This window comes from Salipiger mangrovisoli, from assembly GCF_015223355.1.
Lineage (GTDB): Bacteria > Pseudomonadota > Alphaproteobacteria > Rhodobacterales > Rhodobacteraceae > Salipiger > Salipiger mangrovisoli.
Genome location: NZ_JADFFK010000047.1, coordinates 1 through 19889 on the forward strand (window position 1 = coordinate 1; position 19889 = coordinate 19889).

General features: G+C 60.0%; 16 protein-coding genes and 1 pseudogene. 8 read left to right on the forward strand and 9 right to left on the reverse strand.

What is annotated here, in order from left to right; translation table 11 throughout:
- Positions 1–303: 303 nt before the first annotated feature.
- The 9 genes from IQ782_RS28295 to IQ782_RS28335 form a co-directional block, all read right to left on the reverse strand.
- Complete coding sequence (locus tag IQ782_RS28295; RefSeq protein ID WP_194138026.1) at positions 304–1842, reverse strand: TniQ family protein; 1539 nt, start codon at positions 1840–1842, stop codon at positions 304–306.
- A 10-nt stretch (positions 1843–1852) separates the two neighbouring features.
- Complete coding sequence (locus tag IQ782_RS28300) at positions 1853–2806, reverse strand: TniB family NTP-binding protein (protein WP_194138027.1); 954 nt, start codon at positions 2804–2806, stop codon at positions 1853–1855.
- 2 nt (positions 2807–2808) lie between these two features.
- Entirely contained in the window at positions 2809–5031 is a 2223-nt protein-coding gene (locus IQ782_RS28305; RefSeq protein ID WP_194138028.1) for a Mu transposase C-terminal domain-containing protein, read from the reverse strand.
- A 179-nt stretch (positions 5032–5210) separates the two neighbouring features.
- Entirely contained in the window at positions 5211–5468 is a 258-nt protein-coding gene (locus IQ782_RS28310; protein ID WP_194138029.1) for a hypothetical protein, read from the reverse strand.
- Positions 5465–6148 carry a hypothetical protein gene (locus IQ782_RS28315; protein WP_194138030.1) on the reverse strand — a complete coding sequence of 228 codons (684 nt, stop codon included), beginning with the start codon at positions 6146–6148 and terminating at the stop codon, positions 5465–5467. Before IQ782_RS28315 ends, IQ782_RS28310 begins: the two co-directional genes overlap by 4 nt.
- A 252-nt stretch (positions 6149–6400) precedes the next feature.
- Positions 6401–6640, reverse strand: a complete 240-nt coding sequence (locus IQ782_RS28320; RefSeq protein WP_194138031.1) for a hypothetical protein — start codon at positions 6638–6640, stop codon at positions 6401–6403.
- 130 nt (positions 6641–6770) lie between these two features.
- The gene (locus IQ782_RS28325) at positions 6771–7397 is read right to left on the reverse strand and encodes a hypothetical protein (protein ID WP_194138032.1); all 627 of its coding nucleotides are present in this window, start codon (positions 7395–7397) and stop codon (positions 6771–6773) included.
- Between the two features lie 444 nt (positions 7398–7841).
- Positions 7842–9089: a type II toxin-antitoxin system HipA family toxin gene (locus tag IQ782_RS28330; protein WP_194138033.1), complete on the reverse strand. Its 1248-nt coding sequence runs from the start codon at positions 9087–9089 to the stop codon at positions 7842–7844.
- Positions 9082–9417, reverse strand: coding sequence for a helix-turn-helix domain-containing protein (locus tag IQ782_RS28335; protein ID WP_118137043.1), 336 nt, complete (start codon positions 9415–9417; stop codon positions 9082–9084). The genes IQ782_RS28330 and IQ782_RS28335 overlap by 8 nt, the downstream gene beginning before the upstream one ends.
- 420 nt (positions 9418–9837) lie before the next feature.
- Between IQ782_RS28335 and IQ782_RS28340 the strand changes: the two genes are divergently transcribed.
- The 8 genes and pseudogenes from IQ782_RS28340 to IQ782_RS28375 form a co-directional block, all read left to right on the forward strand.
- Positions 9838–10113 (forward strand): hypothetical protein, encoded by a 276-nt coding sequence (locus IQ782_RS28340; RefSeq protein ID WP_194138034.1) that lies wholly within the window; start codon positions 9838–9840, stop codon positions 10111–10113.
- A gap of 20 nt (positions 10114–10133) precedes the next feature.
- Positions 10134–11855, forward strand: a complete 1722-nt coding sequence (locus IQ782_RS28345; protein WP_194138035.1) for an N-6 DNA methylase — start codon at positions 10134–10136, stop codon at positions 11853–11855.
- A 140-nt stretch (positions 11856–11995) separates the two neighbouring features.
- Positions 11996–13522: a type I restriction-modification system subunit M gene (locus IQ782_RS28350; RefSeq protein ID WP_194138036.1), complete on the forward strand. Its 1527-nt coding sequence runs from the start codon at positions 11996–11998 to the stop codon at positions 13520–13522.
- Positions 13519–14793 (forward strand): restriction endonuclease subunit S, encoded by a 1275-nt coding sequence (locus IQ782_RS28355; protein WP_194138037.1) that lies wholly within the window; start codon positions 13519–13521, stop codon positions 14791–14793. Before IQ782_RS28350 ends, IQ782_RS28355 begins: the two co-directional genes overlap by 4 nt.
- Positions 14793–15932 (forward strand): DUF4268 domain-containing protein, encoded by a 1140-nt coding sequence (locus IQ782_RS28360; RefSeq protein ID WP_194138038.1) that lies wholly within the window; start codon positions 14793–14795, stop codon positions 15930–15932. Before IQ782_RS28355 ends, IQ782_RS28360 begins: the two co-directional genes overlap by 1 nt.
- Complete coding sequence (locus IQ782_RS28365; protein ID WP_194138039.1) at positions 15932–19063, forward strand: type I restriction endonuclease subunit R; 3132 nt, start codon at positions 15932–15934, stop codon at positions 19061–19063. Before IQ782_RS28360 ends, IQ782_RS28365 begins: the two co-directional genes overlap by 1 nt.
- 13 nt (positions 19064–19076) lie before the next feature.
- A complete protein-coding gene (locus tag IQ782_RS28370) occupies positions 19077–19232 on the forward strand; it encodes a hypothetical protein (protein WP_194138040.1) in 156 nt (51 codons plus the stop codon).
- Between the two features lie 90 nt (positions 19233–19322).
- Positions 19323–19820: pseudogene (locus IQ782_RS28375) on the forward strand (helix-turn-helix domain-containing protein); the annotation flags it as partial.
- Positions 19821–19889: the final 69 nt, after the last annotated feature.

Consider the following 19889-nt stretch of genomic DNA (forward strand, 5'->3'; position numbering starts at 1 on the left):
CTATGTCAGAAATTAGCCCTTGTGGGGTCGATTTGCTCTTGACACCCCTTGCGCACGCTTATGCTTCGTTTTGCGCACTCATATGCTTGCTCTGACTCTATGTAAAACCCACGAAAAATAGTCCATTGGCGGCCTTTCCGCCTCCATAAGTTATTGAAACATAACAACCGAAATCACCAAAACTGACCTTGAGGCCGCCAGATGGCCATTTCACCCAGAGAAAATGGCCATCGAAAGTTCGTAAAAAAATGCCGCCCGAAGGCGGCATGATCTGGATTCCAGGGAAAGGTCAGGTTCTGCGGGTCAGCCCATCAGGAAATAAGAGTCCTGGGAAAGCCCGGACGGCGGGGATTCGAGCAGCGCCTTGATCTCCTCCGGATCGACAACCACGGCCGCGAAGCCGTGTGCGCCGGTCACCCGGTAGACCCGCTTCAGATGGCCGAGGAACATCAGTTCGAGGATGAACTTCACCCTGGCGCGGGATTTCTCGGCCGACTTGGAGAGATGGACAAAGCCCTCGGGCGCCTCGTCGACCGCCTGGAAGTTCGTCTCCGGAAACCGAAGGATCGGCTTCACACCCCGGCCGTCGACCGCCTTGCCGATCTTGCTCGCCAGGGCACGGTGATCCTGCACGCGGTGCAGCTGCCCGATCTCGATGAGAAGCGCGACCAGCGGGCGGGAAGCTCCAAGCATGCTCGGCAGGCGCGTGACCGGGACAGCATGCTTTACGACATCGATCAGATCGCGTGCTGCGGTGTAGTCGACCACGAGCCGGTTGCTCCCCTGCTCCGCTTCCTCCGGGCTTAGCAGCCCCGCGACCTGCAGGACGTTGCGCAGCGTTCTGGCGTCGAGACCTTCAGCCTTTGCGATCGACGCCACGCTGCAGAGGTGGGGATCAGTCACCGGCTTGCCCAAAAGCATGTGCCCCTTGCTGAGCGGGGTGGTCTCGAGGATCACATCCCGGAGCATGTCGCGAATAGGCCCCGGGTTCTTGGACAGTCGGCTACCGGAGAGCCAGGCATGCAACATGCCGAAGGCCGCGCGCGGCGCGGCTCTTTTCCTTCGGGATGCCGTGACGCGCGCCATGAGATACTCCCGGATCGCCGCGCCGCCTTCCGACACGATGGGCCAGCCCGCACGCCCGGCCGCATCCCACATGTCCTCGCTCATGTCAGAGGCTTTCAGCTTCGGCCCAAAGGCCTCAAGGGCGCCCAGCATCTCGGTCGCGCGCACCGCCTGGTCGATATCCTGACCATCCAGCCATGCGGGCCCGGGGCAGCCCTCCAGACGCGCCACCGCGTAGGCCTGCAGCGGCGAGACAACGCGGGCACGACCCGGCACCCGCCGCTCGGCATCGATCAAGGACGTCATGGCCTGCAGCTCATGCGCGATGTCATCCCACCTCCCCGACCGCAGATCCCGGAGCGCTGTTCCGTGGAGTGGACAGGTCCGCACCGGAGCCAACCGCCAGATGAGCCGGTGACGCAGCACGGCACCCGGCAAACGCGCCCCGGTGAGATCATCGTCCAAGCAGGCAGGACAGATCCGTGTCACAGGACCGGTCATGAACTCGGCCGCGAACTCGAGCCCCCGCAACTGGTAGCGCCGCCCACCAACTGCGCTGACCGTATTGCGCAACACCGCTGCGGGATCGTGCCCCGCCCTCTCGCACAGACGCAGGACCGCCGGCTCGTCGCCCCGCGCGAGGTCCACGAGGGGAATGCCGAGGTCCGTCAGGAACGACAGAACGCGATCGCGGGTATGGAAGGCGGCCTGCCGCGCCGCCCAGGAGAGAGGCGTCTCATCATCGACAAACGGCAGCAAGGGGAAAAGCGTGCTCATGGGGCCGCCCTCACCGCTTTTTCCGTCGAGGATGCTCTTCCTCCTCGACCGCATCGGGTTTCAGGAGCCAGTAGTGCTCGGCGTAGAAGACGTTGTCGGCGGCCGTGCAGGCCTCGTTCATCGCGTAGGCGGCAGCGAAATGCCCGATATCCAAATCGTCGTCGCCGCGCTCAATGGCGAATTCCATGGCCTGCAGCAGCAGCTCGAGCGCCCGTCCGAACCGATAGCGTGCCCCGTGGAAGATGCGTCCGATCAGATCCGCTTCGATCGGCGCCCCGAGCCCCACCCGCTCGCAGTATTGAGTGATGACATCGCGGAAACTGTCGCCATCGACCTGCTCAACGAGATCGGGCAGCACCATCGCGGTGAACCTGCGCTGCACCTGCGGATCCGTACGAATGACCTTGGCGAGATCTTCCGTGCCGGACAGGACCACGATGACGGCATCGTCACCCTGCATCAGGGATTTCAGCGCCCTCAGGATCAGCTTGCGGTCCGCGCAGAAGAGGTCCTGCGCCTCGTCGATCCAGAGCACAGAGATCCCGAGAAGCTGCAAGCGGTGACGCAGGTCCTGCCAGAGCGACCAGGCCTCCTTGCGCGGGTTCGCATCGGGGTAGCCACTCTCCGCCAGCAGTGCGAGGGTCATACTCTTGAACGTCGCGGGGCTCGGCACCGAACATCCAAGATAGCGGGGGCGCCCGTATTCGCCGTCCTGCAGTACCGTGAGCTTGGACAGCGTGCGCTCCAACAGATGGGACTTGCCGCTTCCCGGCCCCCCGATCAGCATGACCCCGCGAGTTTCCCCGGTCCGGGTGAAGCGCTTGGCGACAGGGGTCAGAGCCCCCTGTTCGTCCGTAGCAAGAAGGCGCGTCGTGTGCATTGCCGCCTCGGCATCACGCGCAGAACCGATGTGGAGGCTGCGGACCCGTTCCAGGGCGCTCTTTGCGGTATCAGCTTGTGCCATGATCAGTCCTCCTCGATGGTCATGTTGGATTTGGGCGAGGTGGGCGTAACGCCGCGCGCTTTGGCGGCCCGCTTCGCGGGTTTGGCGGGAGTCTCCGGCGTGGTGGGTTTCTCAGCCGCCACGGTCAGCTCGGAGGATGCGGGAATCTCCATGCCGAGACCGTCTTTCGCCTGGCGCAGTTCCTTGCGCTCAACGAACTCGATGCCGGCCAGAAGCTTCTTCTCTTCCTTCGCGCAGCGTTTCTCGGACCAGTCCTCGAGGTTGAGGCCAGCCGCGGCCATCGCGGCTTCGTTGCGCGCCTTGATCGCCGTGATGGCGTCACGGACGGCGACGTTGTCGAGGCGGTTCGACTTCGGGTTCGCGTCGCGAACATGACGCACAGCCGTCAGCCAGGTCTGGGCCGCGACACCTTGCAGCGACGAGTCGAGCGCAGGCACCACGTACCAGGTCTTGCCCCGTTTGACCGAGATGGCGCCGATGTCCTTGGGGTGCCAGCGCACGGAAACCTTTTCCGGCTCTTCATGGCGGAAATGCTGCTGGGCTGCTTCGGACTGGTAGCGAACGCCCAGAATGGTGATGCCGGTCTTGTCGAGGCGATACTCGCGCTCCTGGCCGAAGCACAGCCGCATCATCTCCGCATCCGGCGGCGGCGTCACGCCATGCAGCTTCGACAGGCGACGCCAGGCCTTCACCGGGGTTTCGCCGCCCAGCCCGTGATGGGGCGTGTTGTGGTAGATGTCGATCACCCACCGCAGCAGCGCGAAGGTGAAGTCGTCCAGGGTCAGCGCTGCGCGCTTCTCGGGATCTGCATCGCCCTTTTCCATGATGCTGGAGAACGTGTGGCCCGACAGACGCGGCGCGAAGTCGCTCCGGAAGCTGCCGAATGCGCGCTCGATCGTTCCGCGGTTCTCCGGCACACCGTTCATCGCCATTTCCCACATCACGCCGAGATCCTCAGCCGCCATGCGGAAGCGCATCGACTTGAAGGCAGAGCCACCATCGAAGACGATCAGCTCGGGCGTGCCATGCATGTCCCAAGGCGTCAGGGCCCCGACAGCGTCCGCCCACGCCCCCTTGTTGGTCGTGATCATCTGCAGGAGTTGCACAGCAGCCTCGGAGTTCGCAGAACGGCTTAGGACCATGCCGACGATGCAGCGTGTGGCACAGCAGATCGCTGCGGTAAGCGTCCAGCGATCCTTGGCCTTGGCCTTGGCCTTGTAGCGGGGATCTCTGTCGTCGCCTTTGATGTAGAGGCCGAGTTGCCGCTTCTCATCATCGCTAAGCATGCCGTAGATGTTTTTGCTCTCGAGCAGGGTCGAGACGTCCACCGTCCATTCGTCGATCTCGACGCGTTCCAACGGGCGAGTCACGCCGAGACCATTCAGAACTGGCCGGAACCTTTTGCGGGCTGCGGCCTCGCCATTACGGGCTACTTCCACGCGAAACGGATCCAGTGCCCGGATCGCCCGACGCACGGTCTCGCGGCTCGGCACGCTGAGATGATCTCCCTCTTCGGTATAGTGTTCGTTGCGCTCATGGATGGCCAACGCGACATTCTCGTAGATTTGCTGCATCGTCGGCTTGTCGCGCGACAGATACCCTTGCACTTCCTCGTGCATGATGGCGGCCACCTCGGGGTCGAGACGGGTCCCCCGCCATCCGCGCCGATCCATCTTGTCCAGATGGCCGATCAGGTTCAGATCGTTGCGCTCTGCAAGCCACCTGCGCAGCGTCCGAGCACTGGGCGCCTCTCCCATGTTCTCGGAGGGCAGAACGTTCATGGCACCACAAGGAATATGCTTGGACGCCAGCTGTGTCGCACGGCCCACCAGCATGTCCATGGACGCGTCAATGGACGCATCGGTGAATTTCATCAGATTCTCGCGATGCATGTCGATCGCCGCCTGACAATAGGCATCCTTACGAACGAAACGGCGCAGCGGCCGCCCGGAAAGTGCGGAAAGCGATACACCATGTGCCAACTGCCGCTTACGCGCGGCGTCCGGATTGAAGTAGTTCCGTTCGACGCGGATCCGCCCCAAGCTGCCCAGACGGGAAAGATCCTGGTGCGAGAACTGCCGGGAAAAGCCCGTGTCGTCATCCTGGGTCATAACAACCCCAACCTCGGTTTCCATGTTGAGGCGGAAGGCCGTGCCGTCCACAGTGACTCGGTCGAAGCGGCCGAAGGCATAGCGGGAGTTTTCGGTGGTGAAGGAGAGATCCATTTCGAAGTCCTTTTCGGATGTCTGGCGCTGCACAGGGCAGCAGGAGAGAGTGCGGTCGCCGCGCGGCACCGCTTGGAAGTTTGATGAGTTGGGTGATTCAGAGGGGAGTGGTTAGTAGGCTCAGAGCGTCGGCAGTTCCGTGCGGTCCACGTGCCCTAAGCCGTCATTTCCGGAGCAGATTAGTCGTCGAGCGGCTGCAAATTAGAAGACACGATAAGACGCGTCTCGAGGTCGATAGCTGCATGAACGATATAGCGGCCCCACTCGTCGGGCTTATGCCGGTTCAGCTCAGGTTCTTGATCAAGCAACCACCGCAGGTCGACGACATACTCGTCGATTTCGATCCTCTCCCCCACCTGCGCAACGGAGCCCTTTTGCTTGTTCAGGCCGGAGCGCGCTGCTTCGCGAATAGCGGATTTAGTTTGAGAGACGGTCATACGCGGGCCTCCTTTGCTTTGAACACCAGGCTGGAGCGCTCGATCCGCTCGTAGCTCACCATCTGGAGGTGCCCGGACCGGATCAGCCGAACGAGCGCGCGGAAGCCCATCCCTTCAAGGCCGGTTTGCTCAACCAGGCTTTCGATCGTGACGACACCGGCCATCTGGCCGACAACATCCCGGGCCACAGGATCGCCGAAGCAGTCCGGTCGCCGCACCGAATGGAAAAGCTTCGCATTGAAGAGCTCGACCGGGCAGACATCCCGCTCGGTGAACAGACGGAAATCGTCCAGAACCCCCTGAGCGATGGCCTGCTCTTTGACGCGGGCCAGCTGCGCCAGATAAGCGTCCTTCACCCGCCCCAACGGACGTACGGCATAGCCGATGACGGTCCCGTCGCGCTCGGTGGCGACAAGGTCGATGTAGTGTTTGTGGATCTCGCCATCTTCATCGAACCACTCGAAAAGGACTTGCTCAACAAGCTTCTGCACTTCGGGGCGCGCTGCCAGCAACAGCGTCCCTTGCCCCTCAAGATGGCTTTCTACCCCGGTGCGAAAACCCGGGCCGGAGCCCAAGACGATGCCGCCGGTGAAGTGTTGGGTCGAACCGACCTGGGTGGCACGGTTGCCGCGGCTGGGTTCGGGCAGGCGGACGCCGCCGCCAATGGAAAGGTCAGACATGATTTCTCCCGCCCCGAGAAATTGACATTCTCGGGCTATGACGATCTTAGAAATGCGCGGAGAGCCGTCCTTGTCCTGGCGATAGCATCATGCTAATCAGCAGGTGCAACACAGGGATCGGGCTTTCGCACGGTTCATTCGGGCGCAAAGCGCCTATATCTGGTTTTGGGTGTTTGAGCCTCTTTGGACAGTTTCTTCCGATGAGCGCCTGCAACCTGAGTGGAACTGAGAGATCAGAACCGCGTCAGGAGATCAGCCGCATATTCGGGAATTGCCCATAGAAGACGAACGTTCCCCATGTCCAGACCGCCGGGAGTGCGGGGTTTTGGGGACCGAATTTTCGCAAATTCCGGCCTCAAGATCGGAAAGGCACATGCCTCCGATATTCAGGTCATCCAGCAGATTTTGCGAAAAGATGACCGGAAGATCTTTAGCACCGCCCGAAACGCGGGCGCTGTGAGCTTCAGAAAATTTTCGAATGGTCATTTTCATCGGGATAACTCTGTGGATAGTTGAGAACGCACGCCAATTCAGCGGCGCAAATCATGAAATCACTCCGATTTCGCGAATCGAATTCGGCAAATCATTCGGCTTTCCGGGCCAGGAAGGCGCCGGGATTCGGTCAGGACGCGCCGCTGCGGGCGAGCTGAGACAGCCGCCGGAAGAGCTTGTCGGACAGGATCGTCCGCCGCTCCCACTCCGGTGTTTTCAGATCCCTGGCCGCATCCCCAAACCAAAGCTTCAGACTGCCCCTGTCGGATCGGTGCGAGAACACGGCATGCGGCCCGTTTGAACTGACCTCGACAGAGACCGGGGCAGAGTTGAACCCATCATCGGCACCATTGAACCCCTCCTCGAGCCAGTGGCCGCAGAATGCGCCAAAGGTGCGATGCAGCTGCAGGCCAGCCACAGGCAGCCGGTTCAGGGCATCAAGCAACTTGCTCTCCCCTCCCGCATCGCAGTTGGCTTCCCATTGGATATGGCCGTCAAGAAACAGGTTCCCGCGCACAAGCCGAAGCTGCGAGAGTTCCCGCACGGCCTCAGGCGCATCCTTGGTCTCTAGCCCCATGACAAGGGCCACGGTGAGATGAAAGATATCCTCCCCCGTCATGTCCGCCGCCGCCCGGCCACGGCCGCCAGGCGTTCGCAGTCCGGCCCGCGCCATGGCACGCGTCATCGCGTCGACCTTGTTGGGGTTCAGGTCGAACCGCTGGGCAAGCGCCCGCACCATTTCCCCTTTCGTCGCCATGAGAACTGCCCTCGTGAAGTGTCGTTGGGAGCGTTATGCCACCCGACAGATCACGCGTCAAGTTTACGGTAAAAGTTTTTCCGTAAAATATGCGATCGACCAAGCGCGGTCTGAATTTACGCCCCGCGCGCCTCGAGCGGCGCACCGCAGCACCGGCACACCGGGCGCTTTGCCTTAAGTTCCTCAAGGCGGTGCAGCGGCGCGCTTTCCACAAAGCGCCGGACCCTCTCAGGGTCGACGCGAGCACTGCGCGCAGACTCCCGGTAGACCAGCCAGCAATGGACGGATCCCACGACGCTGATCACCATGCCAGCTATGCAGATCAACGGACCAGTCATGCGCTTCCCTTTCTGGAGGTCATCCTGGGCACAATCAAATGGCACCCGCCCACAAAAGGCTGCACCCTGACCGATGGCGTGTCAAATCCGCGGAGGCATGGTCGCGTCATAGAGCCAGCGCGCGCTGCAGATCTTCATGTTCGAAGGCGCTGGCCATGCGGTTGATTTCAGCCGAACGCGCACCGACCGACCTCGCGGCCTCTCGCCAGGTGGCGGTGACCGTGGCCACCTCCTTGATGATTGCGCGCGCCTGCGCGAGCGTCAGGGCGAAGTATTCTGAAGCCTCTTCCAGCAGCTCGAGCGAGCAGGTGCCCTCGTCGAGATCGATATTGGTGGTCAGCACCCGCGCCTTGATGTCGGTCGGCACCGGATTGAGATCGTAGGCCGGCGACAGCGACCATCCCGCCTTGCCACGCCATAGGAAGCCGTGGTTGCGCAGATGATCGTCGACATTGGAGATCAGCACGCTGAAGACGACGCGGCGATACAGGGCCTGGGCATCGGTCTTGCCCTGTGCGCCATGCTCGGCCAGAGCGTCGACGATTTCGGGATAGCTTCCGCGCTCGCCATCCTTGGCGCCCATCATCGCCATCGCTGACAGGAACGGGATCCGCACGGCGCCTTCGCGATCGAACCGCCGCGACAGCATGACCTTCTTGCCCGCCACATCGACGAGTTCGTGGTGCGGCGTGACGATACCGGCCTGGCCGGCCAGTCGGAGGGCAATCTCCTCCCATGTCTCCATGCTGTATTCGTCGGTTTCCTTCGGAAACTTGGCGATGGAGAAATGACCATGCTGATCGATGACCGAGGCCTTCGGACGCGCTCCGCCGAGTGATGAGCCAGGCGCAAAGATGAGCTGGAGGTCGTCGTCGGTTTCCTCATCCCGCAGGATCCGTTCGGTGACCTGCAGGAGGCGTCCGAGCTCGATCAGGGCGGGAACCCCCGCGCGGATCGGTGCCAGGAACGGTTCCTCGCCCACCCGCCGAAAGCGAAGCGCGCCAAGCCGGGTCTCGTCAGCGACACCCAGGAGATAATCGCTTTCGGTCAACGTGCGCACCGCACGGCGATCCCGTTCGGCGCTGCGTCGTTCCGCGCGCTGCATCAGGCGGCGCCCCCAGGTGTCGGGCGCGGAGTCGCCAATCGAGCCAAAAGTCGACAGCCCCGCCGGTGGAGCAAAGGCGCCACGCGTAATGGGGAGAGCAGGCTCAAGCGAGAACCGCTCCGCATCCTTCAGCCAGGCGGGATCGTACTCGAACAGGATGGTCTCACCACCGCGGACACGGTTGCTGTGCGCCAGTCCGACAGGGTGAAGGCGGCCATTCAGATCGACGTGAACTTCGAAATCAGCCATCGCGCGACGGTCCCGCTGGCCGCTTGAGGTGGACACTCTTCGGCAAGTCGGCACTGGCCAGCGCCTGGCCGACGCTGTCGTTGGCGATATCCGCAACCTGGCTTAGCCCCTCCAGTAGCCCAAGCGCCTGGAGGACGCTGGCATAGATGCCGATGCTGACACTGGTGTCTCCGGCCTCGATCTTCTGGAGTGTCGACCGCGACGTGAAAGCTCGCTCTGCTACGACGGCCATCGGCAACCGCCGACGCCGCCGGGCGTCCTGGATGTCCGCGCCGAGCTTGCGCAGCGCGCGCCGCACAGCGGCCGGAGGATTGTGAGGTGTTGGCATCTGTCAGCTTCGCACTACATAATGAGGATATTTGTAGCACGAAGATTACAATTCCTGAAGGGGCTATGTGGCGCAGCTCAACGCCAACTGGTTGAACTGTGCGCCCTGAATTCGTCTATGGGCTATAGTGGGTCGCGTACCGAGAACCATGTCACCATCGGGAGCAATGCAGACCACCCCAACCGCGCCTTCGTGATCGGCCCAAATTAGTGGGGTCAAACTCTCGCGAGCTCCCCAGCGGCTCCGTGCGTGGACACGCCAGTCTTTGCCATCACAGGTTGGCTTCGCCACCTCGACCGCAATCGCACCAGGGGCTCGCCAACAGCAGGAAGTTATAGTTACTTCCTGACTTTTGATTTTTACCTTGACCTTTAGGTGACTTTCCACCTATACAGCCTTTATGAAGCCCGGAGATACCCCATGCACATGACGCACCACATCACGAGCAGGATGAACCAACGTGGCATCCGCAAGGACCTAATCGATTTGACACTCGACCTCGGCGACATAGAGGGCGACAAGATCATCCTCTCGTCGAAAATCATTGATAAAGAACTGAACGACCTTCAGCACCGGCTCAAGATGCTCTCAGATGCTCGCAAGAAGGGTGGCATCGTTGTGGTGGCCGATGGCGACCAGCTGATTACCGCCTACCACAAGAACAGCTTTAACGCTAAGCTCGCCAAAAATAGTTAAGCCCTACCTCTGAGGTAAGCATGAAAATCCAGGATCTACTCCACCAAACGCGTGACGCCATGCGACCCGAAGAGGCCTACGCGCTTCTCGTCGCCATGGCCGCCAATCTGAAGTCCGGTGGATCAATGGACGAAATCACAGTCAGCGAGCCCCGCCACAGGGACGTTCTGCCGCTCCTCGAAGGGTCCGCGAAGGCCCTGCTGGCCCTGGAGCCGGCGGAACGCTTTCGCACCCTCATCGACTTTTTCGAGTCACCTGCGGCGGAAAGGACCGATCATGGCTGGCTCCGTGCGGAAGCAGTCGATCAGATCATCACCCTGATCGATGGGGCGCTAAGCGTGCGCTTCTCCCATTTGGCAAGCTTCGTACCCTGCCTCACCTATGCGCACCAAATGGCACTTGCAGGGAATTCCCCAGACATCCGGTTCACCTGGATCAACGAGGGAGAGTGCCAGCTGATGCGGGATATGGCCGCTACGCTCGACCTTGAAGGCATCATTACGGTCGAGTTGGAGTGGCCTTGGGAGCGCCGAAGAGCCGGCGACGCAGATGTTGAGATCGTGCTTCCCCCGTTTGGCATGCCGATCAAAGACCTGGAAACCGTTCCCAATCGAACGCTCGGCCTTCTTGGGCTCCAAGAAGGGCGAAAAGCCCGCCTCAACGTGGAAACGGTTTCGATCGCAGATGCAATCGAGAATACCCGTGGCCGAGTTATCCTAAGTGTTCCGGAGGGTGAACTGTTCCGCATGGTCGGGACTGAACCCGTTGCCAGACGCGCCCTGCTCGACAGCGGTCGCCTGCGGGCCGTCATGGGCGTACCGTCGGGAATGATGTTTGCCAATACCTGGATCAAGACCAGCCTTCTTGTCATCTCTGCCGCAGATGCGGCCTCCAGTGCCGTGCGCTTCATTGATCTGGGGCACGGGACACTGTCTCAGAAAGGCCGCCGCGGCCGCGCAGAAATTCTGGATGACGTCTCCTGGCGCGACATCCTGAAGGGCGAGACACCGGAGGACCGGACACTCGCTCGGGATGTGAAGCGCGACGAGATCCTCGAGAACAACACCGTTCTGGTGCCGGAGCGCTATCTGAACGTCGGCACGCGTGAACAAATCGATGCGCTGCTGGCCCAATCCGATGTAGCCGAACTCTCGGAGGTGGTCGACCTGGTCCGCCCAGTCACGATCTCTGCCGACGAGGAAGGAGAATACACCCTGCTCGAGGCCGCGCCCGGTGACGTGAATGAACGAGGTTTCGTCTCAACTCCCAAACGGGAAATCACCGTCGATCGGGCGAAGTACAACAAGGCCTTCAACCAACAGCTCCGCCCCGGGGACGTACTCCTGTCGATCAAAGGAACCATCGGTGTCGTGGGTCTGGTGCCTAGTGATGTCCCGCGTGAAGGGGAGGGCACGATCTGGACGGCTGGTCAGTCTCTGATGATCCTGCGCCCGAAGAAGCGCGTGAACATGAGCAGCCTGGCACTCTACGAGTACCTCTCGAACGACACCGTCCAGGAATACATCAAGTCGATTGCCGGCGGCGCTGCCATCCAGACCCTTGCGATGAAAGACCTCAAAGGGTTTGCGATCCCCATGCCGGATGAAGAGACCGTGCGGTCCATTGAGGAGAGTTTTGCAGAGCGGCAAGCGATCTTCGATGAGATCGATGAGATGAAGATGAAACTGAAAGAGGTGCGCAGCCGCGGATGGCCGCACGACCTCCTGCGAACTGACGGCTGAACAAGAGGCGCAGTATCCACAGGTATTCGACAGAAAACCATTTCAATCTATTGAGGTAGCCCCCTACATTGAAGTTGAAGGCCGGACTGTGGATTTGAGCCAGGCGAAAATAATAAAATATGAAAGACCGATAGAGAAAAATGGCTGACACGATTGAAAAGACCCTTTTTGCCGCAGCTGACAAAATGCGCGGCGCCATGGACCCCGGTGAATACAAGCATGTGGCCCTGGGCCTGATCTTCCTGCGGTATGTATCTGCGGCCTTCGAGGCCAAGCGCGAAGAGTTTTCCAAGGACGAATACATCGATCTCGAAGATCACGAGGAGTACGCCGCCGAGAATGTGTTCTGGGTGCCGGAAAAGGCCCGCTGGTCCCGCCTTGCGGCCAACGCCAAGGCGAATGACATCGGCGTGCAGGTCGATGACGCCATGCGCGAAATCGAGAAGTCGAACCCCACGCTGAAGGATGCCCTTCCCAAGGTCTACGGCAAAGCCGATCTTGACCGGTCCATCGTTACCGGCCTGATCGAGATGTTCACCAACCTGCAGCTTCACGGCACCCGGTCGGACTTCGACCTGATCGGACGTATCTACGAATACTTCATCGGCGAGTTCGCGACATCCGAGGGCAAGCGCGGCGGCGAGTTCTACACCCCGCGCTCCATCGTATCCGTCATGGTCGAGATGATGGAACCCACCTATGGCCGCGTCTATGACCCCTGCTGTGGCTCCGGTGGTTTCTTCGTCCAGTCGGAAAAGTTCATCTCTGCCCATCAGGGACGGGTGGATGACATCGCGGTCTACGGGCAGGAACGCAACCCTGCCACCTTCCGCCTCGCGCGTATGAACCTCGCCATCCGCGGGATCTTTGGCGACATCCGTTGGAACTCCGAGGGCACGCTGTTGAAAAACGCCTTCCCGGATGATCGTTTCGACTTCATCCTTGCCAATCCGCCGTTCAACATCTCAGATTGGAATGGTGATATGCTGCGCGAGGATCAGCGGTGGGCCTTCGGCACTCCACCGGTTGGCAACGCCAACTTCGCATGGATGGCGCATATCCATCATCATCTTTCGGCGAACGGAATTGGCGGCGTGGTCATGGCGAATGGATCGATGTCGTCCATGCAGTCCGGCGAAGGAGATATCCGTCAGGCCATGGTGCAGGGCGATGCGGTGGATGCCGTGGTGGCTCTGCCGGGGCAGCTGTTCTTTGGGACGCAAATTCCTGCCTGCATCTGGATCCTCGCCAAGGACAAATCGAACGGCACGGCCAATGGAGAGAAGCTGCGCGATCGTCGCGGTGAGGTGCTCTTTATCGACGCCCGCAAGATGGGCGCCCTGGTGCCGGGATCGCGCAAGCAAAAGGAGCTGTCGGACGAAGAGATCAAGAAGATCGCCGACACCTACCATGCGTGGCGCGGGGAAAAATCGGCCGACATGTATGTGGATGAGGCAGGGTTCTGTGCATCGGCCGAGATGGATGAGATCCGCAAGCACAACTTCGTCATGACGCCGGGCCGCTATGTTGGCGCGGGGGCGGTCGAGGATGACGGTGAGCCTTTTGAGGAAAAGTTCGAGCGCCTAATGGGGGAACTGCGGGAGCAGTTTGCTGAAGGGCGGCGGCTGGAGGCCGAGATTGAGGCGAAGCTGGGGGGCTTGGTATGAATGGTTGGATCGAAACTCCGCTCGAAGACGCGCTGGAAGTTCTAATCGACTACCGAGGGAAATCGCCCCAAAAGTCGGAGACAGGGATCCCTGTTATCTCAGCCAAAGTTGTCAAATCAGGACGTATCTTGGATGGGATTGAGCAGACGATTGCCCCTGAATATTACGCGGATTGGATGCGTCGAGGCCTCCCGCAAGTCGGCGATGTGGTCATGACAACGGAAGGCCCACTTGGTGAAGTCGCAAGACTTGATGAGACGTCTGCACGGTACGCGCTAGGTCAACGGATCGTAACGATGCGCGGTCGTGAACGCGTGCTGGACAACGGGTTCTTGAAGTATCTCCTGATGTCATCGGGCATCCAGGAACGGCTCCAAAGTCGAGCAACGGGAAGTACCGTTGCAGGTATCAGCCAGAAATCGCTGCGCTCCATGCCCCTGCCACTTGCCCCATTTGCGGAACAACGCGAAATCGCCTCCATCCTCGGCGCACTCGACGACAAAATCGAGTTGAACCGCCGTATGTCGGCTACCCTCGAAGACATGGCGCGCAGCCTCTATCGGTCCTGGTTTGTCGATTTCGATCCTGTGCATGCCAAAATGGAGGGCCGCCAGCCCGCCTATATGGACGAGGCCACCGCCGCGCTTTTCCCTGATCGATTTGGGGATGATGGGCTGCCGGAGGGGTGGGCCGTGTCTTCAATCTATGAGATCTCGAGGGTCCAATACGGAGCGCCGTTCAAGTCAAGTGCGTTTAATGCAGAAAAAAATGGGCGGCCTCTTGTTCGAATTCGGGATCTAAAAAACCAACAAGCAGGTGTCTACACCACCGAGACACATCCTAAGGAGTATTTGATCCAGCCAGGGGATACCGTGGTAGGCATGGATGGTGATTTTACGCCATATACATGGTGTGCAGAGCCCAGCTTGATGAACCAGCGTATCTGTTGTTTCGTGCCTTTGAATGAACGGGACCATGCGTTTGTCAGGTTGGCTATACCGGCTCTTCTTAAGGCAGAAGAGGACGCAGCCGTGGCTACAACTGTCATCCACCTTGGCAAGAAAGATATCGACACTTTCTCGGTAGTTTTGCCGCCTTCTTCGATTCTTCATGCATTCGGCCAAAGAGCAAATCCTTTGCTCTCAAAGATGGTCGCGGCCGGAATTGAGGCCAAGACACTCGCGGCCCTCCGCGACAGCCTTCTCCCCAAACTCATGTCCGGCGAACTCCGCGTTGGTGACGCCCGAAACCAAATCGAGGAGGTCGCCTGATGTTCCGCGTTGACCGCACACAGAACCGCCTGTCCCGTCTTGTTCAAAAACGGTTTTCCGATCTCAACCTGCGTGAGCGGGACCACCTTCAGGAATGGCTGGCCAACCAGCCTGACGCCTTGGGCGAAGAGCTTCTCATCATTCAGAAGGAATTCGATGGTTTCGATGCAACCCGCGAGCGCCTCGACCTTCTGGCACTGGATAAGGATGGCAACCTCGTCATCATCGAAAACAAGCTCGACGATTCTGGCCGCGATGTCACTTGGCAGGCTCTGAAATACACCGCCTATGTGTCGCCACTCAAGACCACCGACATTGTCGCGATCTATCAGCAATACCTCGACCGGTATTGCGGTGGTGGCAACGCAGTGGAGCAGATTTGTGAGTTCATGGAGGTCGAAGACCTGAGCGAGGTCGTGCTCAACCCTGGGAACGACCAGAGGATGATTTTCATCGCCGCCAACTTCAGGCGCGAGGTGACCGCGACCGTTCTGTGGCTGTTGAGCCGTGGCATTCAGGCGCAATGCTTCAAGGTCACGCCCTTTATGCTCGGCGATGAGCTGATCATCGACGTCCAACAGATCATCCCGACGCCAGAAGCAGCAGACTTCATGATCGGGATGTCGTCCAAGGAAAATGAAGAGAAGGCTACCCAGGACACCCAGAAAAAACGCCACAAGCTGCGGTATGATTTCTGGGAAGCCGCGCTGGAGCAGTTGCGGGCCGAAGGGGTCGAGATTTACCGCAACATCAGCCCTGCGCGAAACCACTGGCTCAGCGCCGGATCGGGCGTGCGGTCTTGCCCCTACCAAATGATTTTCTCACGGGATGAAGCGCGCGTCGAGCTGAACTTCGGTCGAGCCGACGCGGTCGAGAACAAATGGCTTTTTGACCAGCTATACGGAGAGAAAGACCAGATCGAGGCTGCCTTTGGTGCGGAACTCACCTGGCGCCGCATGGATGCCAACAAGCAGAGTCTCATCGTGTATGCCAGCCCATTCGATGGATACAATCGCGACATCTGGCCGGAGATAATCACCTGGCTCGTCGACCATATCAGAAAGCTCGAAGCGACGTTCCGGGAACCTCTTGCACGGCTGAACCATCAGCTGCGCAACCACGACGAGGACGGCAACTGATGGCCTTTGCATCCGAAGACGACCTGGAACAATGGGCCTTGGGCGAACTCCAGGGCCTCGGCTTCACCTATGTTCACGGCTCGGCCCTCTCGCCCGAAGCCGATGATCCCGTTCGTGACAGCTTCCATGACGTGCTGATCCTCGCCCGCCTGGAGGCCGCGATCCGCAGCTTGAACCCGCATCTGCCCGATGACGCGGTCCGTACGGCGATCAACGAAATCCGCGACACCAAGTTCGCGGGCGATCTTCTGTCAGAGAACCGCCGTATCCATGATGTGATCGTCGGAGGCGTGCCCGTATCCTGGTTCGAAGGGGGAGAGCAGAAGAACGACATCGCGCGTATCGTGGATTGGGACAACACGGACAACGATTGGCTGGTGGTCAATCAGTTCGAGGTGGTCGGCAAATCCGCCCGTCGGCCAGACGTGATCATCTTCCTCAATGGCATGCCGATCATCGTCATTGAGCTAAAGGGGACTGAAACCGGCAGCCTGAAAGGCGCGTTCAACCAGATCGAGACCTACAAGTCCCAGGTGCCAGATCTGTTCCGCACCAACGCGTTGAACGTCATCTCCGAGGGGGTGACCGCCCGCTACGCCTCTCTTTCGGCCAACTTCGATCGTTATATGCGCTGGCGAACCGTCGATGGCGAAACGCTGGTCGAAGATGGCACCGCTCTTGCTCTCCAGACCTTGATGGAGGGCCTGCTCAACCAGGATGTCATCCTTGAGATGATGAGGTTCTGCACGGTATTCGAGGACGAGGGCAAAGGCCCGATCAAGAAGATTGCCGGCTACCATCAGTTCCACGCCGTCAGGAAAGGCGTGAAGGCCGTTCTCGATGCCCGCGGCGAAGATGGGCGCGGCGGTGTCATGTGGCACACCCAAGGCTCTGGAAAGTCGCTTCTGATGTCTTTCCTTGCCGGCCGCCTGATGCGCGATCCCCGGCTCGAGAACCCGACCCTTGTGGTGATCACGGACCGGAATGATCTCGACAACCAGCTCTTCGCGACCTTCTCGCGCTGTGCGGCCCTCTTTGGGGAAGTGCCGGTTCAGGCCGAAGATGTACCTGATCTTCGTAGAAAGCTTGCCGACCGCCAGGTGGGCGGGGTGATCTTTGCCACCATCCAGAAATTCCGGCCCCCGAAAGGGGAAGTCGATTTCGGTGAGCTGACCGATCGCTCCAATGTGGTCGTCTTTGCCGACGAGGCCCACCGGTCTCAGTATGGGTTCGACGCCAAGGTGAACAGGGAAACCGGTGAAACCAAATACGGCTTTGCCCACCACCTGAGAACGGCTCTACCGAATGCGGTCTATGTCGGCTTCACGGGGACACCCATCGACCTTGTGGGGGCAGACACCCAGGCCGTCTTCGGGGATTATATCGACGTCTATGACATCGCCCAGGCGGTATCGGACGGTGCAACGGTACCGATTTACTATGAAGGGCGCGTCGCCAAGATCGAATTGGCGGAGGACATTGGCGAGATTGTCGATGCCGAGTTCGAAGAGATCATTGAGGAGGCCGAGGCGGACGGTGTCGAATTCGACGAAGCGAGCCGCGGCGCGATGTCTTCGAAATGGACACAGCTTGAAAAGCTCGTCGGCGCCGAGCCCCGCCTGGATGCGGTTGTACAGGATATCCTGACGCATTTCGATGCACGCCTCGAGGCCATGGATGGCGGCAAGGCGATGATCGTCTGCATGTCCCGTCGAATTTGTGTCGAGGTCTATGAACGTATCGTGGCCGCCCGCCCTGACTGGCATTCGGATGAAGATGCCAAGGGGACTGTCAAGGTCGTCATGACCGGCGCCGCACAGGATCCGGCAGAGTTCCAGCCGCACATCAGGTCCAAAGCGCGCCTTGAAACCCTGCGCACCCGCTATCGCGACCCTTCGGATGAGTTGAAGCTCGTGATCGTGCGCGACATGTGGCTGACCGGCTTTGATGCGCCCTGTATGCATACGCTTTACGTGGACAAGCCGATGAAAGGCCATGGCCTCATGCAGGCCATCACCCGGATCAACAGGGTCTTTGACTCCAAACCCGCCGGCCTTGTTGTGGACTACATAGGCTTGGCGGCGGATCTGAAGAAGGCCCTGAAGCACTATTCGAATGCAGATCAGAAACAGACGGGTGTCAGCCAGGATGAGGCGGTCCACGCCCTGCATACCCAGCTCGACATCATGCGCGGGATGTTCTTTGCCGTTCCCTATATGGATGCGGTGAACGGGACGGCGGCCGACCGGATCAGGATCTTGCCGATTGCAATCGAGCATGCCCTCACCTTGAAGGTTGACGGCAAGGAAGCCGTGAACCGCGAGGACTCCAAGAAGCGGTTCATGAAGGCCATCGCAGGGCTCGTGAAAGCCTTCCGTATTGCCGCAGGGACCCATGAAGCTGCGGCTGCCAAGGACGAGGTCGGGTTCTTCGTCGCCATCCAGTCCGCCATTCGCAAAATGGATGCTTCGACCAGAACGGCCCGAACTGCAGAAGATGCCGAAATGGCGATCTCACAACTGCTGAACCGGGCCGTGGCCTCAACGGAAGTGATCGACATCCTGGAAGCCGCTGGCATCGACAAACCGGACATCAGCGTCTTGTCCGAAGACTTCCTTCTGGGGTTGCAGAATACGCCGCACAAGAACCTGGCTGTAGAAGCCCTGAAAAAGCTTCTGAATGGCGAGATCCGCTCCCGCACCCGGACCAACAGGACGCAGAACGAGGCGTTCTCCAAGCGCCTGCAGGACGCCATGGCGCGATATCACAACCGCAGCATCGACGCGGTGCAGGTCATCAAGGAAATGATCGATATGGCGCGACAACTCCAGGAGCAGCCAGAGGACGGTCTGACCGCGGAGGAAGTCGCCTTTTACGATGCTCTGGCGCAAAACGAGAGTGCGCGTGACCTTATGGGCAATGAGGAATTGCGGGTGATTGCCCAGGAACTGGTGAACGCCGTGCAGGCAACGTCATCGGTGGACTGGTGGCGCAAGCAGAATGTCAGGACGAAGATGCGGGTCACGATCCGCAGGATCCTGAAGAAACACGGGTTCCCGCCAGATCTGCAGGCAGAATCCGTGAAGAAGGTTCTGCAGCAGGCGGAAGTGTTGGCAAAGGAATTTGCGTGAGAGAGGGGCAGTTATGACGCAAGAGGATAATCCACAAAGTGAGCCGAGCCACGGGCCGGAACATCTTGAAAGCATCAAGATTGCTCACCTTACCATGCTGCAGGGTGTCATTACTCGGATGGGCGCGAACTCATTTACCTTGAAGGTGTTGATTTCCACCCAGAACTGACCCGGGAGAGCGCGTAATTTCCATTGAGATTTGACCCATGTGACCCTCCCCGCGACGCAGCTTGCAGCGGGGGATTCCGGAGTGATCCACATGGGACTTTTGAACGTCATCCGCCGCATGGCCTTGCGGGAAAAGCTACCGATCCGAGAGATCGCACGCCGAACCGGCCTGTCGCGGAACACCATCAAGAAATATCTGAGAGCAGGCACGATCGAGCCGAAGTTCAACGTTCCGGCTCGGTCGAGCAAGCTTGATCCCTACGCTGAAAAGCTCGCTGCGTGGCTGAAGACGGAGGCTGCAAAGTCACGCAAGCAGCGCCGAACCCTGAAGCAGTTGCATGGCGACCTCGTGGCACTCGGCTACACGGGGTCCTACAACCGGGTTGCGGCCTTCGCCCGAAAATGGCGGGTAGAACGCCAGCGCGAACAGCATACCACCGGGCGCGGCATCTTCGTCCCCTTGTCGTTCCGGCCCGGGGAGGCCTTCCAGTTCGACTGGAGCGAAGACTATGCGGTGCTTGGCGGAGAGCGCACGAAGTTGCAGGTCGCGCATATCAAGCTGTCTCACAGCCGCGCCTTCCGTAAACGCTGTCGCCGCCCCACATTGCCGACGGGATCAGCCATTGCGAGTTGATACGCATCCAAAGAGAAGGAGTGC